Origin of the sequence: Paenibacillus sp. MY03 (assembly GCF_002165585.1) — a bacterium.
GTDB classification, from domain to species: Bacteria; Bacillota; Bacilli; order Paenibacillales; family Paenibacillaceae; genus Pristimantibacillus; species Pristimantibacillus agaridevorans.
In genome coordinates, this window is record NZ_MXQD01000061.1 from 18,970 (window position 1) to 41,278 (window position 22,309).

The following is a 22,309-nucleotide window of genomic DNA, read 5'->3' on the forward strand; positions in this document are numbered from 1 at the left end:
AATAGCAATAATGGGGCATAACTACGGAGTAAAGGAAATACCGCCCGCTGCGTTGATTCTCACCTTATAGCTAGCCGTTTTTCCTTGGTAGGATGCGGTAATCGTTACTGCACCTGGACGGTGAGCCGTTACAACGCCAGATTCAGATACAGATGCCGTCCGCGGCTTGCCGCTTGTATACATTGCGCCATCGCTTATCGTTTGCCTTGTTCCATCTTCGTAGATTGCGGTAAGGACTAAACTTAAGGTAGAATGCGCCTGCATACGCGGATCCGCTCCGCTAAGCTCCAACCGAATCAACTCAGGCTGAACTTCCTTCTTAAGAACGATTAGCTCATAGGATGAAATCAGGCCCTTATACTCTGCCGTTATAAATACGATTCCTTCCGCCTTTGCCGTTACTGCACCGCTCGCGCTGATCTCCGCAATACTTGGATCACTGCTTGTATAGATGACGTCCGTCTCTACCTTTTCCCGGCTTTCATCGCTGTATACTGCAGTGGTCGTCGTTTGATCGCTCTCTCCAGCGATCAGCACAGCCGCTCCTTCGAGCTCAAGCTCAATCAGGGTAACGGGCTCTCCTTCGTCGCCTTCCGATACCGATTGTAACACAGGACGTTTAGCAACATCATCCCACTTCCAGATCGCGTTAAAGTCCCACCCTAATCTGTCTGTATAGGTAGATGGAGTCTCTATCTCCGTTTCAGATAGACCTAATCCTTTAAGCGTTGTTAATGCTCCCTCAGCAACACCTTCTTTATTTACCATCATGCCGTCAAATGCATAATTATTTTCGAGAGTGGCGGTGTGCCCAGTAAGAACCCGTCCCATTACACGGTTCGCCATCGTTGGCGCCGTAACCGAAGGACCTATAGCAATGACATTTCTGACGACCGTATCATTGTATCCATAACCAGTCACTCCGCCCGCATTGCTCGTAATCGCCCGAACGGTTCCGGACGCATACACGTTTTCCGTCAAGCTGCCCGCGTTCGTTATTCCGATTAGTCCGCCGGCCTGACTTGCCTGAGCGGTTACATCCGCGGTAGAGTAGCTGTTCCTGACGATACCGTTAGAATAGCCAACTAGCCCGCCCACTGTGCTGGAGCCCGTAATGGAGCCTGTTGAAAGACTATTCTCTACCTCGCCATTGTTCGTGTTGACGAGTATGCCTATTCTGCTCCCGCCAGTGACGCTAGCATCTATCATAGCGATATTTTTAATTACTCCGCCATTGAGATGGAATAAGCCGCCGCTCGCGGAATTAAAGTTAACTATTTTTTTCCCGTCGCCATCGAAAACGCCGGTGAAGGAAACCACTTTAAACAGTGATTCGGCCGGTTGTCCGGAATAATCCAAATCTTGATCCAAAATATATTTTTCCGCCGGGAAGCTTTCCATCACGTTCAGATCAGCTATGGATTTGATTTTGTAATAACCTGCTTCATTTCTTTCCAATGGCACGGCAGGCTCTTTCGCCTCTTCAGGATTACTGCTTAATACCGGACGCTTTAACGTATCGCTCCACATCCAGACCGACTCAAAATCCCAATTCAGTCTATCGGTATACGTAATAGGGTCTTCGACTTGCTGTTGGGATAGCCCTAAACCCTTTCTATTATTGGCAGCGGCGATACTTTCTCCTTCTTTATCCACGATCATGCCATCGAACGCATAATTATTCTCAAGCGTTGCGGTATGCCCGGCAAGAACTCGTCCCACCACACGGTTCGCCATCGTCGGCGTCACGACTGAAGGGTTAAGAGCCATAACGTTTCTGACGACCGTATCATTATAGCCGTAGCCAGTCACTCCGCCTGCATTGCTTCTAAGCGCCTGAACGGCTCCGGATGCATACACGTTTTCCGTCAAGCTGCCTGCGTTTGTAATTCCGATCAGACCGCCAGCCTGGTTCAGCTGGGCCGTTACATCTGCAGTCGAATAGCTGTTTCTCACGATGCCATTGGAATAGCCCGCTAGACCGCCCACTGTGCTGGAGCCTTCGATCGAACCCGTTGCATAACTATTTTCTACCGTTCCGTTGTTCGTGTTAACGAGTATGCCTATATTACTCCCGCCAGTGACGCTTGCATCTACCATAGCGATGTTTTTAATCGTCCCGCCATTTAGATGGAACAAGCCGCCGCTTTCTGATTTATAGTTGTATAACGATTTATGATTTCCATCAAAAATGCCAAGGAAAGGCGTCCCCTTAAACAAGGGTTCAAAAAGCTTCCCTTCAAAATCAAGATCGTTTTCCAATCTATAATTTTCATTCGGAAATTCAGAAATAATCCCCAAGTCGCTAATTGAACGGATGATAAAATATCCGTCTTCGTTCTGATCAAGCTTCGGCTTAGGAATATCGTCCTCGTTAATTTGTTCCAAATTGCTTTGCAGCAATGGACGTTTGGCCTCTTCACTCCAGGTCCAGATCGAATCGAAATCCCAACCTAAGGTCTGTATGAAAAAGGATGGCTTCGCGAATACGAGTGAACCGACCCCTTGACCCTTTTCATTGTTCGGATCATTCACTGTAACATTCTCGCTGCTAACGAACATGTTTTCATCGGCGTAATTATTGACTAAAGTGGCTGTATCCCCGGCTAACACTCTGCCGACAATTCGATTGGATGCCGTACCTGTAACAACTGACGGATTTAATGCCATACTATTTCGAATGACCGTATTGTTATATCCGTATCCGCTGATACCGCCGGCATTTGACTCCTCTGCTATAACGGCTCCCATGGCATAGACCTGTTCCGTTACGCTGCCCCGATTGGTAATCCCAATGATACCGCCGGCTTGCTTGCCTCGTGCGCTGACGCGAGCTGTAGAATAACTGTTTTTTACGATACCGCTCGAGAAGCCCGCTAGCCCGCCAACTGTAGAATTGCCTCTAATAGATCCGGTGCTGTAAGCAAATTCCACGATTCCGTCATTCTGATCGACCAGGATCCCAACATTGCTTCGGCGTACATCAATGTCGGCATTGATTATTCCTACATTTCGAATCGTCCCTTCATTAATAGCAAAGAGACCCGCGCCGCCCGAGGAGACAACAACGCCTGTAATCGTATGTCCCCGCCCGTCAAACGTCCCGGTAAATGGGGTGTCATTCGCGCCGATTGCTTCAAAAAACATACCCTTGCCATCAATGTCCCGATCTAAAATAAAATGTTTGTCCGGAAACTCACGCATTTTATGAAGTCCGCCGGCACTTTTGATTTGATAAGGGTTGTCTACCGAACCATCGCCCAGCATTCCTTCTTTAGCGATTAACGGGTCCGTTAACGGTTCTCTATCGATTGGATTATTAACCAATCTTACGACGATCGTATGTTCATCGCCAAATGCAAGAGGGTTGTCCAATAGGATGATTTGTTCACGACCGAGATGTTCTAGTGTCGCTTCCTGAATAACCGTCTCCAACAGCTGTTCGCCTGTATGATCACGTTTCTCCCCGATAACGGTGACACGTTCAACCCCGCTCGGGTAATTCAAAACCCCAACGCCCTTCAAGACATTATTTTCTATAATGGCGCTCGTTAAGTTCAAAACATTTTCAGGTTGTTTTATCGTAAATGAATCAATTTCTACCCCGTCGCTATTGTAAGCTTTCAAAGCGAGGGATTGATCGTTTGACTCTAAAATAACGCCTGTCTGCTTATTTTCATCGTAAACGATATGATCCCAGTCAAATGATTGATTATCATGGAACGTTGGACCTGATGAACCAACCGTCACAAAAGTTGTTCCCAGATTCATCGCTTCTTCCGAAATATCTTTTACACCGTTTCGTATCGTTGTCCGTTTATACAGATGATCATGACCGCCAATGTACAAGCTAACGCCAAGCCGTTCGAATGCTTGAGACAATTTCGCTCTCATCATATCCATCCCGGTCTCATCGCCGGATTGACCGCCATAATAAGGATAATGCCCCATGACGATTTTCCACTTTTTATCGGTTGCCCGCATATCTTTTTCCAGCCATGACAGCTGCTTGTCGAAATCCACCATAGAATTCAGAACAGCAATATGCATATCGCCATTGTCAAATGAATAATTCGTTTCCCGATAACTGCCTCCGCCATTCTTCGGCAGGTTAAAAAATCCGGAGTACGGCCCGAATTTCCGCTCCGTCGCATGTTCGCGATCCCCGACAATATGGGCAGAAACTAGACCCAAATCGTTGTTGTAAATGGTGTTAAACACATCATTCCAAGCATAATGATTGCCGCCTAGCCAGGCCAAGTCGCCGACTTGAATCACGGTCTGTCCGTTTGCATTTTTCTCCCGCAGAACGTCCAGCATATCCGTAAAGAGTTGGAAACTTTCCGGATTGCGATCGGGAACTTCAAGATCCCCCATCACATACATGACGGCTTCTTCTGCAGCTGGCGCGGTCCTGAAGCTATAACCGCTGCTCCAAGGTCCAGTCGGCGAAGCCCCATATCGATAGTCATAAGTTGTCCCTAAATCGAGATCTGTTAAGTTCGCTTCATGAGCTGCAAGCACGCGATAGTTGCTCTTTGCAAACGTATCGCCATAGGCGACTTGAAAATACGAAACTTCCGCTTGGACCGCTTCAGCATTGTCCCACGTCGCCTCTGACTCCGGCTTAAACTGAACATACGACGTTTCTAATGCCTTATCCGTCACCAAATTGATGCCAACTTCATGTTCGTTTGCACCTACATTAACAATAGGTTGAAATTCATTCAAAATTTTATCGGCATCCAGCGTTTGTTGATCAACAAGCAATCGGATAAGTTCAACACGCGTATCTCCTTGAGAGTCGGTTGCTACATACTTAATGAAATATTCCCCGTACATCTCGACTTTGAATTGCCGATTTGCAACAGCTACTTCGCCTTTATCGTTAAGAACGATCGCTTCCACCGATAAAGATTGACCGCGATTATCCGTCGCCGAAGCGCTAAGCACTTCTACTTGATCCCCAAGCTTAATCGTATCCGGATATTGTCCTTGCACCGTAATTTCAGGCGCATGCACCGTGCCCCTCGTTTCCTCGCCAATCCAGATTGGAGCGCTTATAGCTTCTTCGCCGTCCCCTTGGAAAGCTCTTACGAGGAAATAGTCCCCATCCTTACTTGCAAAGGTTTCTTGCATTTCAAATGGATTGCTGGCAATATTGCTGTACTCCTTGACGATTTCGCCGCTGTTTTTGTACACAACGACTTTATCCAAATGATCAGTGGCATCAGGGTCGTTTATTCGTATATGAAGACTAATTTCATTTGTATCGGCTGGAAGGATCGCCCCCATCATCTGACCGTTTGCCGAAACCGCCATTTCTAAATTACGATCAAATGATACATAGGTGCGATGATTTCGCATCGCCTCGTAAAGACCTTCTCTTGTGAGATTATCCCCCCACATTCCGGTCACATGGGGCTGTACCATCCCCCAGTTTCCTTTGTGCTCGTCTCCGCCAAACACAGGGGATACATGCCAGCCTCGATCTAACGCCTTGGTATAGATCGCAAAATCATTGGAGGATTTGTATTCCATCATGTTCAGGTTTCTGTCAACATCCCGGTTATAGTGTTTAAATTCATTAAAGCTCCAATTTCCCGACGAACGTGGATGATTAAACTGAGCAATCGCGTTAGGATCTTGGGCAAGTCTTGCGTAAAAGGTTGGCAAATCGTATTTGATGTCGCTCCAGCCCCAAGTGCCATCCGCGCCTACTCCATGTGTTCTTGCAAACCATGGGGCATTAAATAAGTTAATATGGCCCGATTCATCATACCAAGTCACTTCCGTACCAGGCAGCGTAATAAATTCGTTATCGCGATTGTGAGCATCGGATTGCTCATGCAGCAGCTTGTATTCTTCTGAATAAGAGTCCTGTACATTCGTAATAAAATCACTGCCCGTACTGATGTCGTAAGTCACATCGTGTTCAGTCACTGCATAAAAATCAAAATCCGTATTTGCTTTCACAAAATTGTAAGCATCGTTAGGCAGCAATATCCCATCGCTAAGAGAGGTATGGGTATGCATGTGACCTTTGTACAGAGAGGCTCCCAAGTACTCGGACCTCTCCTTGACAGAAACAACTTCCCCTTTCTCCGAAGACGCGAATACCAACATGCCGTAACAAAGACTAACAACCCCCGCAATGATACAGGCCAGCACAATAAAAGGCAGTCTTCTTCTTTGAGACTTCACATATATCCTCTCCTTTTTGGCTGTTCATCTCAACTATCTTGTTCATCACAGTCGCAACAATGACTTAATGACAGGCGCAAGCGATTGTGCTATGCGCAAAAATCCGAGGTCAGTCGGATGTGTTCCGTCAACCGTACATTCTTCGGCGGAATCATTGCCCAGCAGCTTAAGACCGTCAACGAAATGGATATTATGGTCACCTTCTTTCCGCCTCCGTTCCACATTCTCGATCTGAATCAACCTGCGGCGATCATTAAGCTCCCTTCTCTTCATATAGAACTGGTCTTCGGCAGTGCTGATCCTGGAGACTACTAATATAGGAACCTCGGGATGACGCTCTCTTAATATTTGGATAAAAGCGGGCAGCGTTCGTGCGATGTTGCCGGCCTCGCCCGTATTCCCCTCATAATCAAGAATAATAAGCGCCGGATCATCGATTTCCGAAATAATATGCGCAAGCTCCGGTTCGCCCTTTCCATTCCCCGAGAAACCAAGATTGACGAACTCCATCGGAATCATGCGGCTGAGAATATTGGTATAAGCCATACCCGGCCGCGAGGCGCATCCCCCTTGCGTAATCGAAGTTCCATATATAATGACGGGTTTATTGCTAGCATAGGCAGGTGCATCGCTTATGTCGGCATCCTGATCTACCCCAATCCACACCTCTTCCACCCCTTGGTAGAGCGGTAAGTTTAAGGTGACGGCCACTTCTTTTTTTGTATCCCACCGATAAAGCTTTGATTCATATTCGCTTTCCGTTGGCTTGAATTTAGCCGCGGTGATAAAGCTCTGCTCTCCCGGTTCTCCAAGATAGCAGTCAACTCCGCATTGCCCTGTAGGCGCCATATGATACATATTGGAAGGTCCGGCAAGACGCACCCTTATGACCAGCCTCGAAGAATTGGTGCGAAAGCGAATTTGCCCGCCTGCCGTACAATAAGCAAGCGTATCAACCGCAGGCGGCAAGACGGCCCCGGAAGCGAGGGGCAGGCGTCTGTAAATCCCATCCTGCGCAAGCCAAGGGAAGCCCGCTATATGAAAAGGCGCTTCGAGCGGAGAATGCCATCTCAACTGTTCGCCTTCCATTGTCTCCTGGTATATCGGGTCGCCCAGTTGATCTAAATTTATCTCTTTCGATTGAACATTCATCTGTAAGTTCTCCCCTCTGTCTCTACATGCGTACATTTCCCACGTTTATTCGATTTGGAATATATACTTCCGAATCGCCTGAGCAACGCCATCCTCGTTGTTGGTAGCCGTGATTACGTCCGCTATGGATTTGATATGCTCTTCTCCGTTGGCCATCGCTACACCGAGACCTGCCGCCTTCAGCAGTTTCGCGTCATTATGGCTGTCCCCCATAGCAATGACATCGGACATGGACAAGCCCAGCATCTGACATACTTGGCGTACTCCGCTTTCCTTTGTAATGCCTTGCACCGAAATCTCCATATTGACAGGGGCAGAGTGGGTAATCTCAAGCGATCCAAAGCTGAGCAGCTCTTCCTTTAGTCCCGCAAGCTTCGTCTGGTCTTGACAGCCGATGCCGAATTTCATCCAATCCCGCTCGAACATCTCCGGCGTCCAGTCCTTGGCGCCTGTCAGGCTTTCTACACTGTAGCCCCAATACCAATCGCCTCGTTCGGCAGCAATTGCGTGAATGCGTCGAATCGTTTCCCTAGGAATAAATATGCGTTTATAAAGCTTGCCCGGACCTTCCCATATCTCAGCGCCGTTGAGCAGCACCATTGGAGAGTCGAGACCAAGCTCATCCCAGATGCCCTTCGCCGTTTGCAAGCCTCTTCCGGTAGAAAATATGACTTTCACTCCGTTGTCTACGGCATATTGAATCCATTTTTTAGTCTCATCCGTTATTTGCTCCCGATCTGTCAGGAGAGTCCCGTCCAGATCCAGTGCAATCAGCTTATACTTCGCTTGTACCTGATGCATGACATTCATCCCTTCACCGCGCCCATCGTCGCACCTTCCATAAGCAGTCTTTGGAATAGAATATAAATAATAATGGACGGTACCATTGCAATGGTTACGCCGGCAAACAAGGTTACCCAATCTGCAGTAAATTCCATTTGTTTATTGGCGGAATACATTTGTACCGCAATGGGATATTTCTTAGGATCGCTCAAATAGATGAACGGCGCCAAGAAATTGTTATAGAAGCCCAGGAACTTGAATACGCCGACAGTTACAATTCCCGGTGTAGACAACGGTACAATAACGCGCCAAAACTTTTGGAATAATGTCGCGCCATCCATCGTTGCGCTCTCCTCAAGCTCCACAGGCAGAGAACTCATAAATCCTCCGAGCAACATCAGGTAGAACACGCTTTCGCCCAAACTGGACAACAGTATTAATCCCGTTAAGCTATTGGTCAAATCCAGTTCCCTCATAATGACATACTGAGGCACAAGCGCATTGATGCCGGGCAGGAACAGGGATAACATAATCAAGCCCCAAATCAGCTTTCTTCCTTTGAATGTCATTCGAGTAAGCGCATAAGCGTTAATGGTCGTAAAGAAGAGTCCCAGCACCAGACTTCCGCCAACATAGTAGAGCGTATTTAAGAGCGATTGGCCAAAACCGTATTGATTCCAAGCCTTCGAATAGTTCTGCCATCTAAATTCAGAAGGCAGCGCCCATATATCTTGAAAAAATTCCGGATTGCTTTTTAACGATTCATAAATAACCCAGACTAAAGGAAATAAAATGGTTAGCGCCCAGGCATAAAGCACCACACGCCACACAATGTCCATTAACGTTCGTTTTTCCTTCAAATAGATCCCTCCGAACCTTCATATGGAAACTAATACTCGTAGCCTTTGTTCGGCACAAATTTATCGATTAACAGCTTGGCTGTTACTAATATAACGAACAGAATCATACCGACCGCGGAAGCGTAGCCGTAATTCCGATACTCTACGCCAAAGGCTAAGTTAAACATGTAGAGGCCGATTACGTCCGTCGAACCAAATGGCCCCCCATTCGTCATAATGAGGATGATCTCGAAGCCCTTCATGGTGCCGACAACGAGGAACAAAGCGCTGACTCGGATAATTGGCGTAACGAGCGGCATCGTAATTTTAAACAAACGCGTCATATGGCCGGCTCCTTCAAGTATCGCCGCCTCGTACAAAGACTTTGGAATCGCCAGCATCGCATTGGCAAAGATTATGGCGTACAAGCCGACGCCTCCCCAAACCCATGCCGGGATAATGGATGCAAGCGCCGTGCTTTCATTGCCCAGCCAATAGAAATTCCCGATATCAATGCCGATGAATTTTAGAATGCCGTTCAGCAAACCATACGATCCGTCATAAATGAAGGCCCAGAGGAGAGCGACTACGACCGTCGATAAAACGTTCGGGAAAAAAAACAGCACCTTCAAAAATTTATTTTCTTTATACGTTTTATTTGTAATCAGGTAGGCAAGAAGCAAAGAGATGATAATAACGAAGAAAGGCACTGTTATCATAAAAATCAAGTTATGGGTAAGCGCGCGCCAAACATATTTATCTTGGAATGCGGTGATGAAATTGGACAGACCGACAAACTTAGCATCCGTAAACCCGTCCCAATTGAGCATCGCATAATAGACAGATAGAATGTTCGGAAACAACGTAAAAAGCAAATAGCCGCCAAAGGGAGGCACGATGGCAATGAACAGAAATATCCACTTCTGCGTATTCGCTTTATCTAGACCCAGCTTGCTTACAGTCTTCACAGCGGTTGAATCAGACACGTGAGGTCAACTCCTATCTTACTAGACGTTTATAAGTCATGTTCAGCGCGAAGCCTATAAGACCCTGAGGCTGCAATGGAGAAGCGGAGAGGAATCCTCCCCGCTCCATCGCGTCTTAATTTTTCTTTTCAGCCTCTAGAGCTTTCGTCAGCAGTTCTTCGGCTTGCTCCAGAATCGGTTTCGGATCCTGCATGCCCATAGCAAATTTAGCGATATTCTCATTCATTAATTTTTCCGCCTGAGCAAGATTCGGATCGGAAATGTTGATAGACCGGCTTGCTTTAAAAGTTTGAGCATCATTATCCGAAATGTACTTCAGGACGGATTGGGCAGAGCTGGAAAGGTTAGCCGCTTTGGCAGGATCATCCGTCAAATCCTTGCGCATTGGCAAAGCGCCTGCTTTTTCGGCAGCAAATTGTTGATTATCAAGCGTAACGAGCCATGCGATCAATTCTTTAGCCCACTTTTTGTTCGACTCCGGCTTAGCGGCCCAAATATAGTTGAAGTTTGATGTTCCGCTTCGAATCCAAAGCTTTTGATCGGTGTTGTCTCTGAAAGGAACTGCCATGTAGCCCCAATCGAAATCCGCAGGCGTTGCTTCTTTCATCTCATTCTCGACATGAGTCCCCGTAGATACCATTGCTGCTTGCCCTTGAATAACTTGCATTTGCGATTGCGTATGGTTCAATGCCGGAAGTCCTTCTGCAAAATAGCCTAGCTTGCCAAGCTCATAGAAGCGCGTCCAGGTTTCAACCGTCTCTGGATTTGTGTATTGAGGCAGACCATAAGTTCTATAATTATCGATAAACTCATCGACATGGCCATTGATATCAGCCAGCTCAAAGTTCTTGGCTGTTCCGAAAGCCCAGTTATGGTAGCTTGGATGAATGCCCGGGAACGTAATTGGAGCAATGCCGTCCGCTTTAATGTCTGCTAGCAGTGCTTTAAATTCCTCCCATGTGTTCGGATTTTGGTTCCAGCCATGCTCTTCGAATAGCTTTTTGTTAAAGAACAACCCGCCAAAGCTGCTCGCCGTCGTAAATTCATATCTTTTCCCGTTGATCAGCGGCGTTGACTCGTACATGCCGGGCATCATAAGATCCTTGACCTTTTTATCCGGTACGTCTGGAAGAGGGAAATCCCAAATGTCATCCATTGGTTCAAGCTTACCGGCTTCGGCGAGCCCAATAATGCCTCCGGAAGGCTCCGTATTGAATAGGTCAAACATGTCATTATCATTGCCTGCAGAGATTTTTGTAGAAAGAATCGTCTTCATATCGGCTGAAGCCGTGATGTCTACTTTGACATTCGGATATTTGGCTGTGAACGAATCAACTGCATAATCGAACCATTCCCGGCCATAACCTCCAACAAAGAAGCCTACCTTTAGCGTTACTTTCTCAGTCTTTGACAATCCGTTCTCATAAACCTCTGCTTCTGCAGGCGCACCCGGCTTATCGGAGCCAGCAGGAGTCGTACTTGGACTAGGTCCGTTGTTTCCTGAGCATGCGGCGAGCATCGTTAGAGATAATACTGCCGCAGCACCCGTACTCATTAATCGATTCCTTTTTCCATTAAACATTTTTGTTCCCCCTCTTAATTAATAAATAAATTGGATTAACTATTCAAGGATAACTATGTTTTGTTAATTATCAATCAAATCAAGGTGAATACTTTGTAAATAAATAATGGCTTTGATCCCTTAAGCCTCACCTCCAAAATGATGTGTAAGCGTTTGCATATTGATTATTTAATAAGGCATGCCAGCCAACTTATCAATTGTTTTGAAAATCATTAATGGCCCTTTTAATAATCGGGAGAGTTAACCTGAAAGCCCGAATTTCCAAAAAGGTTAATTTCAACTGAAATATCGCAATACTTCTAAAGCTTCGATTAGCACTGAAACCGCCTTTCATCCCAAGACGATGCATAATATACTTTGTCCGTCGAATATGGAATAAATTAGTTATAATGATAAAGGATTCCAGGCGTTGCTGCTCCAATAATTGCTTGCTATACATTAAATTCTGAACCGTATTCAATGATTTATCTTCTTTCAATACTCTTTTTGCCGGAACGCCTCTCTCAACCAGATAATTTTTCATCAGATCCGCTTCCGAATGTCGTGAACCAACTGCTCCCCCCGATACAATGATGTATTTGTGCCCAAATTGCCGAAAAAGTTTGTAAGCCTCATCCAGTCTTTCCTTAAGCAAAGGATGTATTCGGCCGTCTTTGGATACATAGCCAAGTACAATAAGCGCATCTGCTTTGCCAGGTTTCAACCTAACTGCATGCAGCCAGCATATGTAAGTAAGGACCGCTATCGCTGCTGCTACAATTATCCATCCCATCCATACCATGACTTGCTCCTCTAGTCGTCAATTTGCTACACTTAATCAAATCAGTTTACAAATTAATCATATCTATTTTTTAAACAATGTCAATACAATCCTTAGCTTTTTTTGTATTGCGGGGTTAAAGTTTCCCATTCCGGCCTGTCTTGCAACTTTTATTCCCTTCGTATTAATGCTACACTTAGAGCAAAGTATGCGTATCATTTATCAAATGTTTTGAATCTCGATTCATATCTAATATGTTGTCGGAAAGAGGATGCATATCGTGGGAGATTCGGTCAAAAAAACTAGCCATATGTTACTAAAATCCATTAATCAGCAGAAGGTTCTTTTTCTCATTTATTCCGAAGGGCCAATCTCTCGCGTAGAGCTTTCAGAAAAGACCGGACTAAGCAGGCAAACCGTAACTAATATCGTTAACCGCCTGTTGGAGGAAAAAATAATCGTGGCTGGAGAGCTCATGGATCTGGAAGCAGGAAGCGGAAGAAAAAGAGTGGGCCTTCATATCAACAGCGGCAGCTTTTATGCCATTGGGCTTGAGCTCGCCGGCAAATATATTCGCGGGAAAGTGTACAACCTGCGTCAAGATGCCGTCGCATCAGCCGAACGCACGATTAACAAATATGGCTCCGTTGATGTACTGCTGAAACTGCTCCATGAAGTCATTGATGAGCTGATCAGTCAAGTGCCCAACGCTTCCAAAATAAAAGGCATTGGCATCAGTATACAGGGCCTGGTGGATTCTCAGCATGGCATCGTTCTCCGGACGCCCGGCATAGGTTTTCATCGTCTGCGGCTCAGTCAGCTGCTCGAAGACAAATATCATATTCCTGTGCACATCGAAAATGATGTTAATCTTCTTTCCGTTTACGAAAACATGAACGGGTGCTTGAAAGAATCGAATAACAATATCACGATTAAGTTCGATTATGGTACCGGCGGCGCTATTGTCGTCGATAAACAAATTATAGCGGGTTCCAACTTTGTCGCAGGGGAATTCGGGCATTATAAAGGGTTCTATGGGGAAGACGCTTATCCTTGCCATTGCGGCAGATCCGGATGCTTAACGACGCTTGCTTCCAGCAGCGGGCTGGGTGTGTCTATCAAATGTACGCTGGATGAGTTTGCGGAAGGCATCAAAACAGGAGATGCCAAGTTCCTTAGCTTGTATGAAAAAATTGTCGATGGCATATCTGTAGCCCTTTCCAACATTATTACGTTTATTAATCCAGACAGCCTGCTTATGACTGGCCTTGTCATTCAATCGATCAGCCCCGAGATGTTCAGCGACATCAAGGCCAGAGTCATGCATCAACTGCCGGTAACGGTTAATAACGTACAAATGACATACCTGTATAACAAACCGGACGAAACGAAACTTGCTGCCGGTCTAGTGATTAAACGGGCTTTTGAAATTCCGCTTAATACTCTATCTCTTTGATTTTGGGTAAATGCTCGTTTAAAGGTTAGGGGCTGTCCAATAAGCGGACAGCCCCTTCTCCCCTTTATAACGCGCACACTCAACGTTTATTCAACTGCCGGGAAGCTTATTCCCCTTCTCCAGCAGCTTGATCGTTTTGCGATCCAACTGCTCTAACATTTGGGCGAATATCGGCCAGTCCACCTGATGCCGCTCATTCCAGGCTCGCTCCGCCATCGCCGGAACTCTCAGATGCAACAGGTCGATCTGATGTTTCTCCTCGTTCTCCCAGGAGCAGAATTGCATGCCAAGCGGCCTGAAGCTTTCGTCCAACTGTATGGGATTTAAGTATGCCTTCGACTTCTCCCAATAATTGCCCCATCTTCTGGAGTTCCACGCATAGATCTCCTCAGGCGGCCAATGTTTTGTCGGCGTCGCGTACAAAGGCTTCCATGACGCGTTAATCAAGGTAAAACCCGCTGCGTCAAGCTGGTCGGGCGTATTATAATAGCTCTCCCAGGCTACCACGGTAATGTCGCTGGGGATCTCAATTCCCGCATCGTCCGAGAAGCCCTCCCATACTATTGCTTTTTTGCCGTTCCTTTTAACGACCTCCGCCGCGCGAATGACATAATCGCGAAGCAGGCTTTCCGCATTCGAAGGCGAGAATCGTTCCATGCCTTTCCGGCAGACAGGACAATTGTCGTAAAAGCTCATGTTCGTTTCGTCGCCGCCGATATGAACGTATTCCGAATATCGGAATACTTCGCATACTTCATCCAATATCGTTGCAACGGCTTCGAATACATCCGGACTGCCCAGGCAGATCACATTCCCGTGCGCTTCCCCGAAGCCTGAAGTGAAAATGCCCGGTTCCGCTTCGTTCAACCTCCGGGAATGCCCGGGCAAATCAATCTCCGGCACTAGCTGAATTCCGCGCTTATGCGCGTATTCGACCAGCTCCGTCAGCTCCTGACGGCTGTAATGCCTGTTCGGTGTCGGAATATGTGGATAAGCTGCCAGCGGGAAGGTAAAGGATTCATTGTCCGTCAAATGCAGATGCAGATGCGACAATCGATACAATCGGCAGAGATCGATCATCTGCCTGATCATATCCGGGCTATGCCGCTGTCTGGCCACATCAAGCAGAAGCCCCCTGTAGGGAAGATCGGGTTCATCCTCGATATGGCAATAAGGCAGCTCGCCCGTATCCGACATAAGCTGAAGCAGTACGGTCGTCGCTGCGGCAACCGCGGAGTAGCTGCCGCCCGACACCTCTACGTTTCGCTCGATCGTGATGCGGTATTGTTCCCGATTCAGGGCCGTGTCCAGCCTCAAATGAACGATTGCTCGAACATCCGCCGCAGGCTCGGGCGAACCCTCCAGCAGAATTTCGATTTCCCGGGCCACGACGGGAACCAGTTCCGCCAATTCCGGGGACTCCGCCAGGATTGACGCCTGACGGAGCGTGGTCCAACCTTGCTTGTTGCGAAATGACTTGGTTAACGGTATCAGTGCCGGCATCTCCATACTCATGACCTCTTCTCCTATATCTTCAAATGTTCTTTACATTCGCGGGATCACCAGCAAGTCTCCAGCCCATGCGCCTCGAACGCCAACGCTTCCATAAAGAAATAATCGCCGTAGCTTGTATATTCCATCTTTCCGTTGGAATGCGTCAGCAGGCCGTTCACGTGTTTGTCGGGATCGAAGTAACGTTGCGCCAGCGACTCCATCGCCGCTTTTTTGTAACGTGTGAGCGCCGCATTCTCCCCATGTTTGCTCATCCTCTGAATAGCGCACACAACGATGGCCGCCGCGGATGTATCCTTGTTGTACGCCATATTATTCGGATCGGTGGAATCCCAAGGGAAGGCGGTCACGCTGCCGAATGCGAGCGCCGGCGTCTCCTCGGGCAAGCGGAAATCCCATACCGGCACGCCGTCTCCGCCCGCCTGCTCCACGAACCGAAGCGCTAGCCGCTCCGCAAGCGCGTGATATTCGGGCTCCTGCGTATAATCGTAAGCGATGGCCAAACCGTAGATGGCCCAAGCCATACCTCTCGCCCACCAGGAATCCGTGGCGTGGCCGCAGTAATTTTCCGGCTGGACAGGCGCCCCGTCAAACACCGAGAAGCGGTACGCATGGTTGACCGAACCATCTTCCCTGATGAAATGCCGAATCGTCGTCCGGATATGCTCCTTGGCAATATTCGCGTAGACGGGATGGCCGGTTTCCCGGCTGGCCCAGAACAGCAGCGGCAAATTCATCATACAGTCGATAATGGCGAGCCCTTCGCTTTTTGTGAAAAAATGATCCTTCGCCAGCTCTTCGTCCACATAATCCGGCGTCCGATTGTCCATTCTGCCCCAAGCCTGAATGTAGTGGCCGTTCGGAACGTACCGCTTGATTAATTCATCGGCCGCTTTGACGCTTAGCTCCTTCATTCGCGTTTCGCCGGTCTGCCGATACAGGAACACACTGTAGGGAGAATACAGAAATCCCAAGTCATGCATCGTTTCCAGCGAATCGCGGTTGACCTTATCGTGAAAATAATCGTAGCCGGAGCGGAGCCAATTCAGAAACGATTCATCCTTGGTAATCGCATAAGAGATGCCCGCCATTCCGGCGAAAAAACCTTGCGTCCAGCAGAACACATGGCTTAGCGGTCTGCCCGGCTGCTGCGCATCCGCAAAGTAACGCCCGTCGAAGCAGGGCTTTAGCGGAAATTCCCGCCACTCGCTTCCCATCTCCCGCATATTTTTTCTTGTTTTCTCCACGCTCATGTTCAGTATCTCGCCGTAGCTCATCGTTCCCCGCGCTCCTTCTTTCTAAGATCCCGTTACTATTGTCAAATCGCCTAGCTTGGCGCTGGTCATATTGCCCTGGCTGCCGCTCTGAAGCCCTGCCCCGACGAGAATATCGTCACCCATCTCGCAGACGACGCTCGCAATTTTGATCCAAACACCCGAGGCGTTTTTGTAATACCCCGTGAAGAGGTTGCCTTCCTTCACCAGCTTCACTTCGACCGGCTGTCCCGGCACCGAACCCTTCTGATAGCTGGTGGCCGGATACGTATTATTGCGGTACGACATAATGACATCGCCGTTCAACCGGTAACGCACGAATACATTATGGCTGTCCGAGGAGTCACCGGCCCTCATCATAACGCCTGCGGCAGCGTGTATAGCCACTTCGCCCGTCCCTTCGATCGCCGGCGGATTCTGCAACTCGTTTACAGAGGCCGTTACCGTGATGGAGGTTTCGTCCGAAATCGTTCGGGCAAGCAAGGTCATGCTGTCCTCCGCTCCCCAGGCATCGAAGCCGCTTGTCGCGATCCGAATGTCGTCGTCAATCAGATAAGCGTAACCCGAAGTCAGCGGCATGCCGGTTCGGCTGTAATGATAGAGAGAGTAACCCGGCGGCTGGACGGCGGCGGCAGGCACGACGGCCGCCATGGCGATGCCTGTACGGATCTTTCCATAGACCGATGCCGTGACCGACAAGTAGCCGACGCCCTCTTGCGCGGCCGTTGCCGCCAGTCCCGCTATCGTTACAATGCCTTCGGAGTCGCTGCCCAGGGTGATGGTTGCGTCCCCCTTGTCGAGCTCGCTGCCCTTCGATCCGATCAGCTTGTAATCCCATTCGATCGCGCTGCCGGCCTGATACATCTCCTGGTCCAGCGTCACTTCGACCCGGTCCAGCATCTCCTCCATCACTTCGAACGTAACCGAATCGCTTAACCCGGGATCCTGATTCGACACCGCCGTGACGGTATACGTTCCGGCAGCGAGCGGCGTCACTGTCAAGCCCTGAATAAGCACATCGGGACTGTTCGCCGACAGGGTGACCGCATCGTATCTGCGAATGCTTCCGAACTCCGATCCAGACAAGATGATCGGGTCGAAGCTTTCATCGGTTTCGTACACGGGCTTGACGCCGGACAAAATAATGGAATCGATATTGTCGGCGACAACAACCTCGAAGGTCGAAGTTACCGTATCTCCACCACGCTGCGCCGTTACGGTAATGACCGCCTTGCCTTGGGCGACCGCCGTCACGACGCCGCTGGCATCCACGGACGCCACGGCCGGATCGGCGCTTTGATACGTCACGGACGTCAACGTCGTTTGGTCCGCCACATATCCCGCTTGCGTACGGACAGTGAAGCCGAGTTGCAACGTATCTGCCTCGTCCAGCTCCGCCCATGCCTTCCGCTCCGGATCATCGGCGGCGTACACGTAGACGTATTCCAGCGGATCCGCGGAATCGGCAAAGGGATAATCGCCGCGAAGGCCGATGTCGCTGACGTTGATATCCCGGAAGCCTACGGCGTAAGCGGGCGAATCGTATCGCAGCCTGTAATCGTGATCCTCCTCCGACACGAAGCTCGGCTCTCCGATCAGCGAGTTGGCGTCGTAATGCCGGTCGTCGTAGTCCTGCCATTCCGCATACGTTTCGACCGGCGCCTTGCCCCCGATCATATATTGTCCGTTGCCGCTGTTCAGCAGGTTGTAGTCGATGCTCGCCACCATATTGTCCGTCCACTTCATGAAATTGTAGACGTTGCCGTTGAAGTTGCTTAGAATGTTCCGCTCCGCAATCAAGCCGGTCGATACCCGGTCCGACGTGTTCATATCATTGGAATTGATCGGAGCGTTTTTGTAATTGACGTCAAGAAACACATTGTTCAGCACCTCGGCATCCTTAGAGGCGTTCGTATGGAAGCCGGCGGCCAGGACGCCGCCCCCGCTCAGTTGATTGCGGTAGACCAGATTGCCTTCGATCCGCTGACCGTTCGAGTTTTCGTCGAGATACAGCGGGAACCAGAAGGAATGTCCCGGGTTGACGGTAAGCTGCGGCAAGTCGTTGTCATGCACCTTGTTATTGCGAATGACGTTGCGCCGGCCGGCTCCCCACATGCCGATCGCGTTCGTATCCTGAGAATCCTGCACCACCTCCGAGACGTCGTTGTATTCGATCGTGTTGTATTTGGCGATCTTGAAATCCTCGACATTGCCCGCCGTTACGGTGACATCGTCCAGAATTTTGCCCATGATGTTGGGATCCGGAATGCCGAAGATATGAATGCCGTTGCGCGGCGATCCGCTCACCTTGTTGTACGCGACGTAATTATGCGAAGCGTTCATGATGCGAATGCCGGCGGCATTGCCGTTCATCTCGCCGACGTCCCGGACGATATTGCCCACTATCTGGTTGCCATACGTGTCGTTGGACCGGGTATTGGCTTTGCCGCTAATAAAGACGCCATAAAAGCCCATTTGATAGATCAGGTTGTTCTCTACGGCATTGTTCTTGGCGTTCTCCTTGATATGGACGCCGATATGACCGCTGTTGTACAGCTCCGACTCGCGCACCTCGATATTATGCGCATCGGCGATCGACACGGTGCTGAAGTTCAGGTCGGTTCCGCGCAGCCCCAGCCCTTGCAGGACGATATTGCGGGCCGGCGCCGCCGCGGAGCCCGCGACCGCGATCAGATCGTAGCGGGCAGGAATCACGATGTCGGCTTCGCCGATATCGCCGTATGGCATGTAATACAGCATCCCGGCGCCCGAATCGACATAATATTCGCCCGGCGTATCCAGAAATTCGAGCGCGTTATAAACGTAGTAACGCGAGCCGGTCCCCATCTCGTAAATCAGTTCGCGGTCCAGTTGAACCGTCCGTGTAACATAGTCGACGGAGGTTGCCCGCGACCTGGCCGTCGACCAATTGATATAGCCGCTAGTCCCTCCCGGCCAAGCGTACACGTACAACTGGTCCGGATGCGCCACTTCGGGAATATCTCCTTCTTGGAAGCGGAAGGAGCTCTTCTGATTGAGCTCGGCTGCGATCGCCCGCGAATAATCCCCGTCCGGCGTTCTCGCGATCGTCGCGCGCCGCTTGTCCTCGTACAACGTCAGGGGATTAGCCCCGGACGGAATGGGCGCCGCGTAAATTCCGTTCCCATAAGGCTGCCAACCCGTAACGCGGGTTCCGCCGTCTATAACGACGCGTTCCTCCGGAAACGACTTGTACGTCACTTTGTAATTGTCAGCCGGCGAGTCCTTGTCCGTCAGCGAGAAGCTTCCGTTCAGGTAATAGTCGCCTTCGCGCAGAATGACGTTGATGTTGCCCGTATTGCCCGCCTGAAGCAAAGCCCGGGCGGCGGCTCTGGCTTCCTCCAGCGTGCCGTAAGGCTGCCCGAGCGAGCCGTCGCCTCCCGGCGAGCCGCTTGCCGTCACGTAAATATCCGCATCCGGGAGAGGCGCCTCCTCGAACAGTTGCGTCGCCTGAACCGCGATCCCGCTTCGTTTGGCTGTCGGCGGCAGCGTACCCTGCTCCGCGATCATCGCCACGCCCGTCGACGTGTCTTCATAAGCCTCCTTGTCCAGTAGAAGCGCGACATCCTGAAGCGACGCGTACAGCACGCCGCCCTGATCGACTGGTACCGTCAACAAACTGATCAACGTCCCGTCCGCATACGCCTCAAGCTCTCCCGCCCGCAGTTCGATGTCGCGGCCATGCAACGAAATACGTTGCAAGCCCTTCGCCGCGCGATAGGAGGCATCCGCATGGAATCCCCTCGCCACGTCCTGGATTGGCACCATCAACGTTCCGCTCTGGCGGAACGGCTCGCCGGACAGCTCCGTCCGGTAATTGGTCGCATACGCTGTTCCCTCGTCCTCCCGAAGCACGACGGAACGAAGCATATAATCGCTGATCGTGAGCACCGCCTTGGGGAAACGGGCCTTGCCTTCGTACGCTCTCACATTGTCGACCCAGAAGCCCGGATCCTCCGCGTTTGTTGCCGAATATCGAATTTGGGAAATCGTCGCAGCGTTATTGCCATTATAAAATTTAACGTTTCTAACGAGCAGCTTGCCGTTCACCCACATGGAGAAGGTATCGTACTCCGTGTTTAGCTCGATGACGATTCGATGCCACTCGTTCGCGGCGATCTCCGCCGTCGCCCTTACGTTGACTCCCGCGCTGTTGTAATAGGGAACGGATACCCTTCCGTTAATAATGGACGCCAGAACGCCTTGCTGCGAGCCGTTGATCAGAATGTCCGGGATTTTGATTTGTTTGGCCGCTCCCTCGTACCTGATATCCGTTTCGAACGTCATGGTCCCCTCGTATTCTCCCAAGCTGCGAACCATGCCTTTGTTCGCCGAGTTGGTCGGCAAATACATGCTCATATCGCCCGGTTCGCCGTCCGGCCGCTGAATGCGGGTCCAGGCGCTGTTGAACGTCCAGCCCGCCGGCGCGGCGTTGAAATCCTCTTCGAACAACAGCACTAACTCTTCTTCCTCGCCAGGTTCTTCGATAATGACCGGCTGCGGCGGAATCATCGAACGTTCGGCAACGAAGATGCCGCCGATCCGCACCCATGTATCGGTCGCGCCCGTCATGTGTTCGCCCACGACGCGCAGCACCAGCGTGTGCTCGCCGTCCGCAAGGTTTTGGGCCAGCATCGTGAATGTGCCTCTTGCGCTGCCGCTCAGCGCGGCGGCGTCGCTTCCGGACACGAGCTGGGGTTGACCGCCGTCGATTTGCCATTCCACATATCCCGCGTCGATCGACTTCAGCCAATACAGGCCGACCGAGCTGCCGCGGAAGTTGACGACGGCCGTCGCGTTCTCCTCCTTGCTCACGATCATATGGGGATGGCGGCCGCCCATGCTGCTCTCCTCCTGCTCGAAGCCGTGTACGGCCAGCTCGTACCCGTCGACGATATCGGCTTGATCGAGAGCGCTTACACGAAGCTTCGCAGGCAGCGTATAGGCTAGCGGCAAGGCGGGGGTGGCCAGATCCAGCTCCTCCATCAAAAATTCACTTACCAGATCCGCATAGACGGCATACCCCTCGTCCGACGGATGTTCGTTGTCGCGGAACATCGTCTCCCAGGTCGCTCCGTTCACGCCCGCATCGATGATCTGATACAAGCCGTAGCCGACATTAATGAAGGGAATGCCGTAATATTCGGCGATTTCCTCATGCCATTGCACCGTCTTCATCAGCTGACCGTTGTCGTAATCCAGCTCCGCGCCGGACTTGTTCAGCGTATACACCATCACGATGTCGGCGTACGGATTGGCATCGTAGATTTGGCGGATCAGCCCTTCCATGCTGTCCTTGATCGTCGCTTCGTTCTGCCCGTAATCGTTGACGGCGGCTTCGATAAAGACCAGGTCGGGCTCGCCGGACAGCAGGTGGCTCTTGGCCCGGAACACGTTCGGGATCGAGCCGAAGCCGCCGATGCCTGCATTGATTTCGGTAATCGCCGCGGCCGGATACTCGTCCTCGAACCACTTCGTCGTTTTGGCGCGCCAGCTGTATGCCGGATTGGAAGCTCCCGAACCCAACGTAATGGAACCGCCTATATAGCCGATCGTCAATTCTTCGTCATGCTCCAGCTTGTAAACCGTGTTGTCGAGCGTTCTTCGCGGGAGCGGGGCGGGATCATCCGCCCATGCCGCCGTGGGAAAAGCGCTCACCGTCAAAACGATAACCAATAACCAAGCCCATGTTTTGCTCATAACATTCATCCTCCCTTTACTG

Annotated in this window: 11 protein-coding genes; 1 reads left to right on the forward strand and 10 read right to left on the reverse strand. The window is 50.2% G+C overall.

The genetic code is table 11. The annotated features are described in order from the left end of the window. Positions 1–21: 21 nt before the first annotated feature. The 7 genes from B1748_RS31995 to B1748_RS32025 form a co-directional block, all read right to left on the reverse strand. Positions 22–6,204: a CehA/McbA family metallohydrolase gene (locus tag B1748_RS31995; RefSeq protein WP_256976070.1), complete on the reverse strand. Its 6,183-nt coding sequence runs from the start codon at positions 6,202–6,204 to the stop codon at positions 22–24. Positions 6,205–6,249: 45 nt separating this feature from the next. Beyond that, a complete protein-coding gene (locus B1748_RS32000) occupies positions 6,250–7,356 on the reverse strand; it encodes an SGNH/GDSL hydrolase family protein (protein WP_087572030.1) in 1,107 nt (368 codons plus the stop codon). A 45-nt stretch (positions 7,357–7,401) separates the two neighbouring features. Continuing rightward, a complete protein-coding gene (locus B1748_RS32005) occupies positions 7,402–8,166 on the reverse strand; it encodes a Cof-type HAD-IIB family hydrolase (protein ID WP_087572031.1) in 765 nt (254 codons plus the stop codon). After that, on the reverse strand, positions 8,163–8,999 hold the full coding sequence (locus tag B1748_RS32010) for a carbohydrate ABC transporter permease (protein ID WP_087572032.1): 837 nt from the start codon (positions 8,997–8,999) through the stop codon (positions 8,163–8,165). Before B1748_RS32010 ends, B1748_RS32005 begins: the two co-directional genes overlap by 4 nt. 29 nt (positions 9,000–9,028) lie before the next feature. Next, positions 9,029–9,964, reverse strand: a complete 936-nt coding sequence (locus B1748_RS32015) for a carbohydrate ABC transporter permease (RefSeq protein WP_087572033.1) — start codon at positions 9,962–9,964, stop codon at positions 9,029–9,031. A gap of 115 nt (positions 9,965–10,079) precedes the next feature. Next, positions 10,080–11,546 (reverse strand): ABC transporter substrate-binding protein, encoded by a 1,467-nt coding sequence (locus B1748_RS32020; protein WP_087572034.1) that lies wholly within the window; start codon positions 11,544–11,546, stop codon positions 10,080–10,082. Between the two features lie 193 nt (positions 11,547–11,739). After that, entirely contained in the window at positions 11,740–12,327 is a 588-nt protein-coding gene (locus tag B1748_RS32025; RefSeq protein ID WP_087572035.1) for a YdcF family protein, read from the reverse strand. Positions 12,328–12,616: 289 nt separating this feature from the next. On the opposite strand from B1748_RS32025, the gene B1748_RS32030 reads away from it, so the two are divergent. After that, positions 12,617–13,762, forward strand: a complete 1,146-nt coding sequence (locus B1748_RS32030) for an ROK family transcriptional regulator (protein ID WP_256976074.1) — start codon at positions 12,617–12,619, stop codon at positions 13,760–13,762. A gap of 90 nt (positions 13,763–13,852) precedes the next feature. Here the strand turns inward: B1748_RS32030 and B1748_RS32035 are convergent, their stop codons facing one another. Genes B1748_RS32035 through B1748_RS32045 form a run of 3 tightly spaced genes read right to left on the reverse strand, consistent with a single transcriptional unit; the run spans position 13,853 to position 22,287 of the window. Then, positions 13,853–15,277, reverse strand: a complete 1,425-nt coding sequence (locus B1748_RS32035; RefSeq protein WP_087572037.1) for a family 20 glycosylhydrolase — start codon at positions 15,275–15,277, stop codon at positions 13,853–13,855. Between the two features lie 44 nt (positions 15,278–15,321). Further along, positions 15,322–16,551 carry a glycoside hydrolase family 88 protein gene (locus B1748_RS32040; RefSeq protein ID WP_087572038.1) on the reverse strand — a complete coding sequence of 410 codons (1,230 nt, stop codon included), beginning with the start codon at positions 16,549–16,551 and terminating at the stop codon, positions 15,322–15,324. Between the two features lie 21 nt (positions 16,552–16,572). After that, positions 16,573–22,287 carry a GDSL-type esterase/lipase family protein gene (locus B1748_RS32045; protein ID WP_179215925.1) on the reverse strand — a complete coding sequence of 1,905 codons (5,715 nt, stop codon included), beginning with the start codon at positions 22,285–22,287 and terminating at the stop codon, positions 16,573–16,575. Positions 22,288–22,309 lie beyond the last annotated feature (22 nt).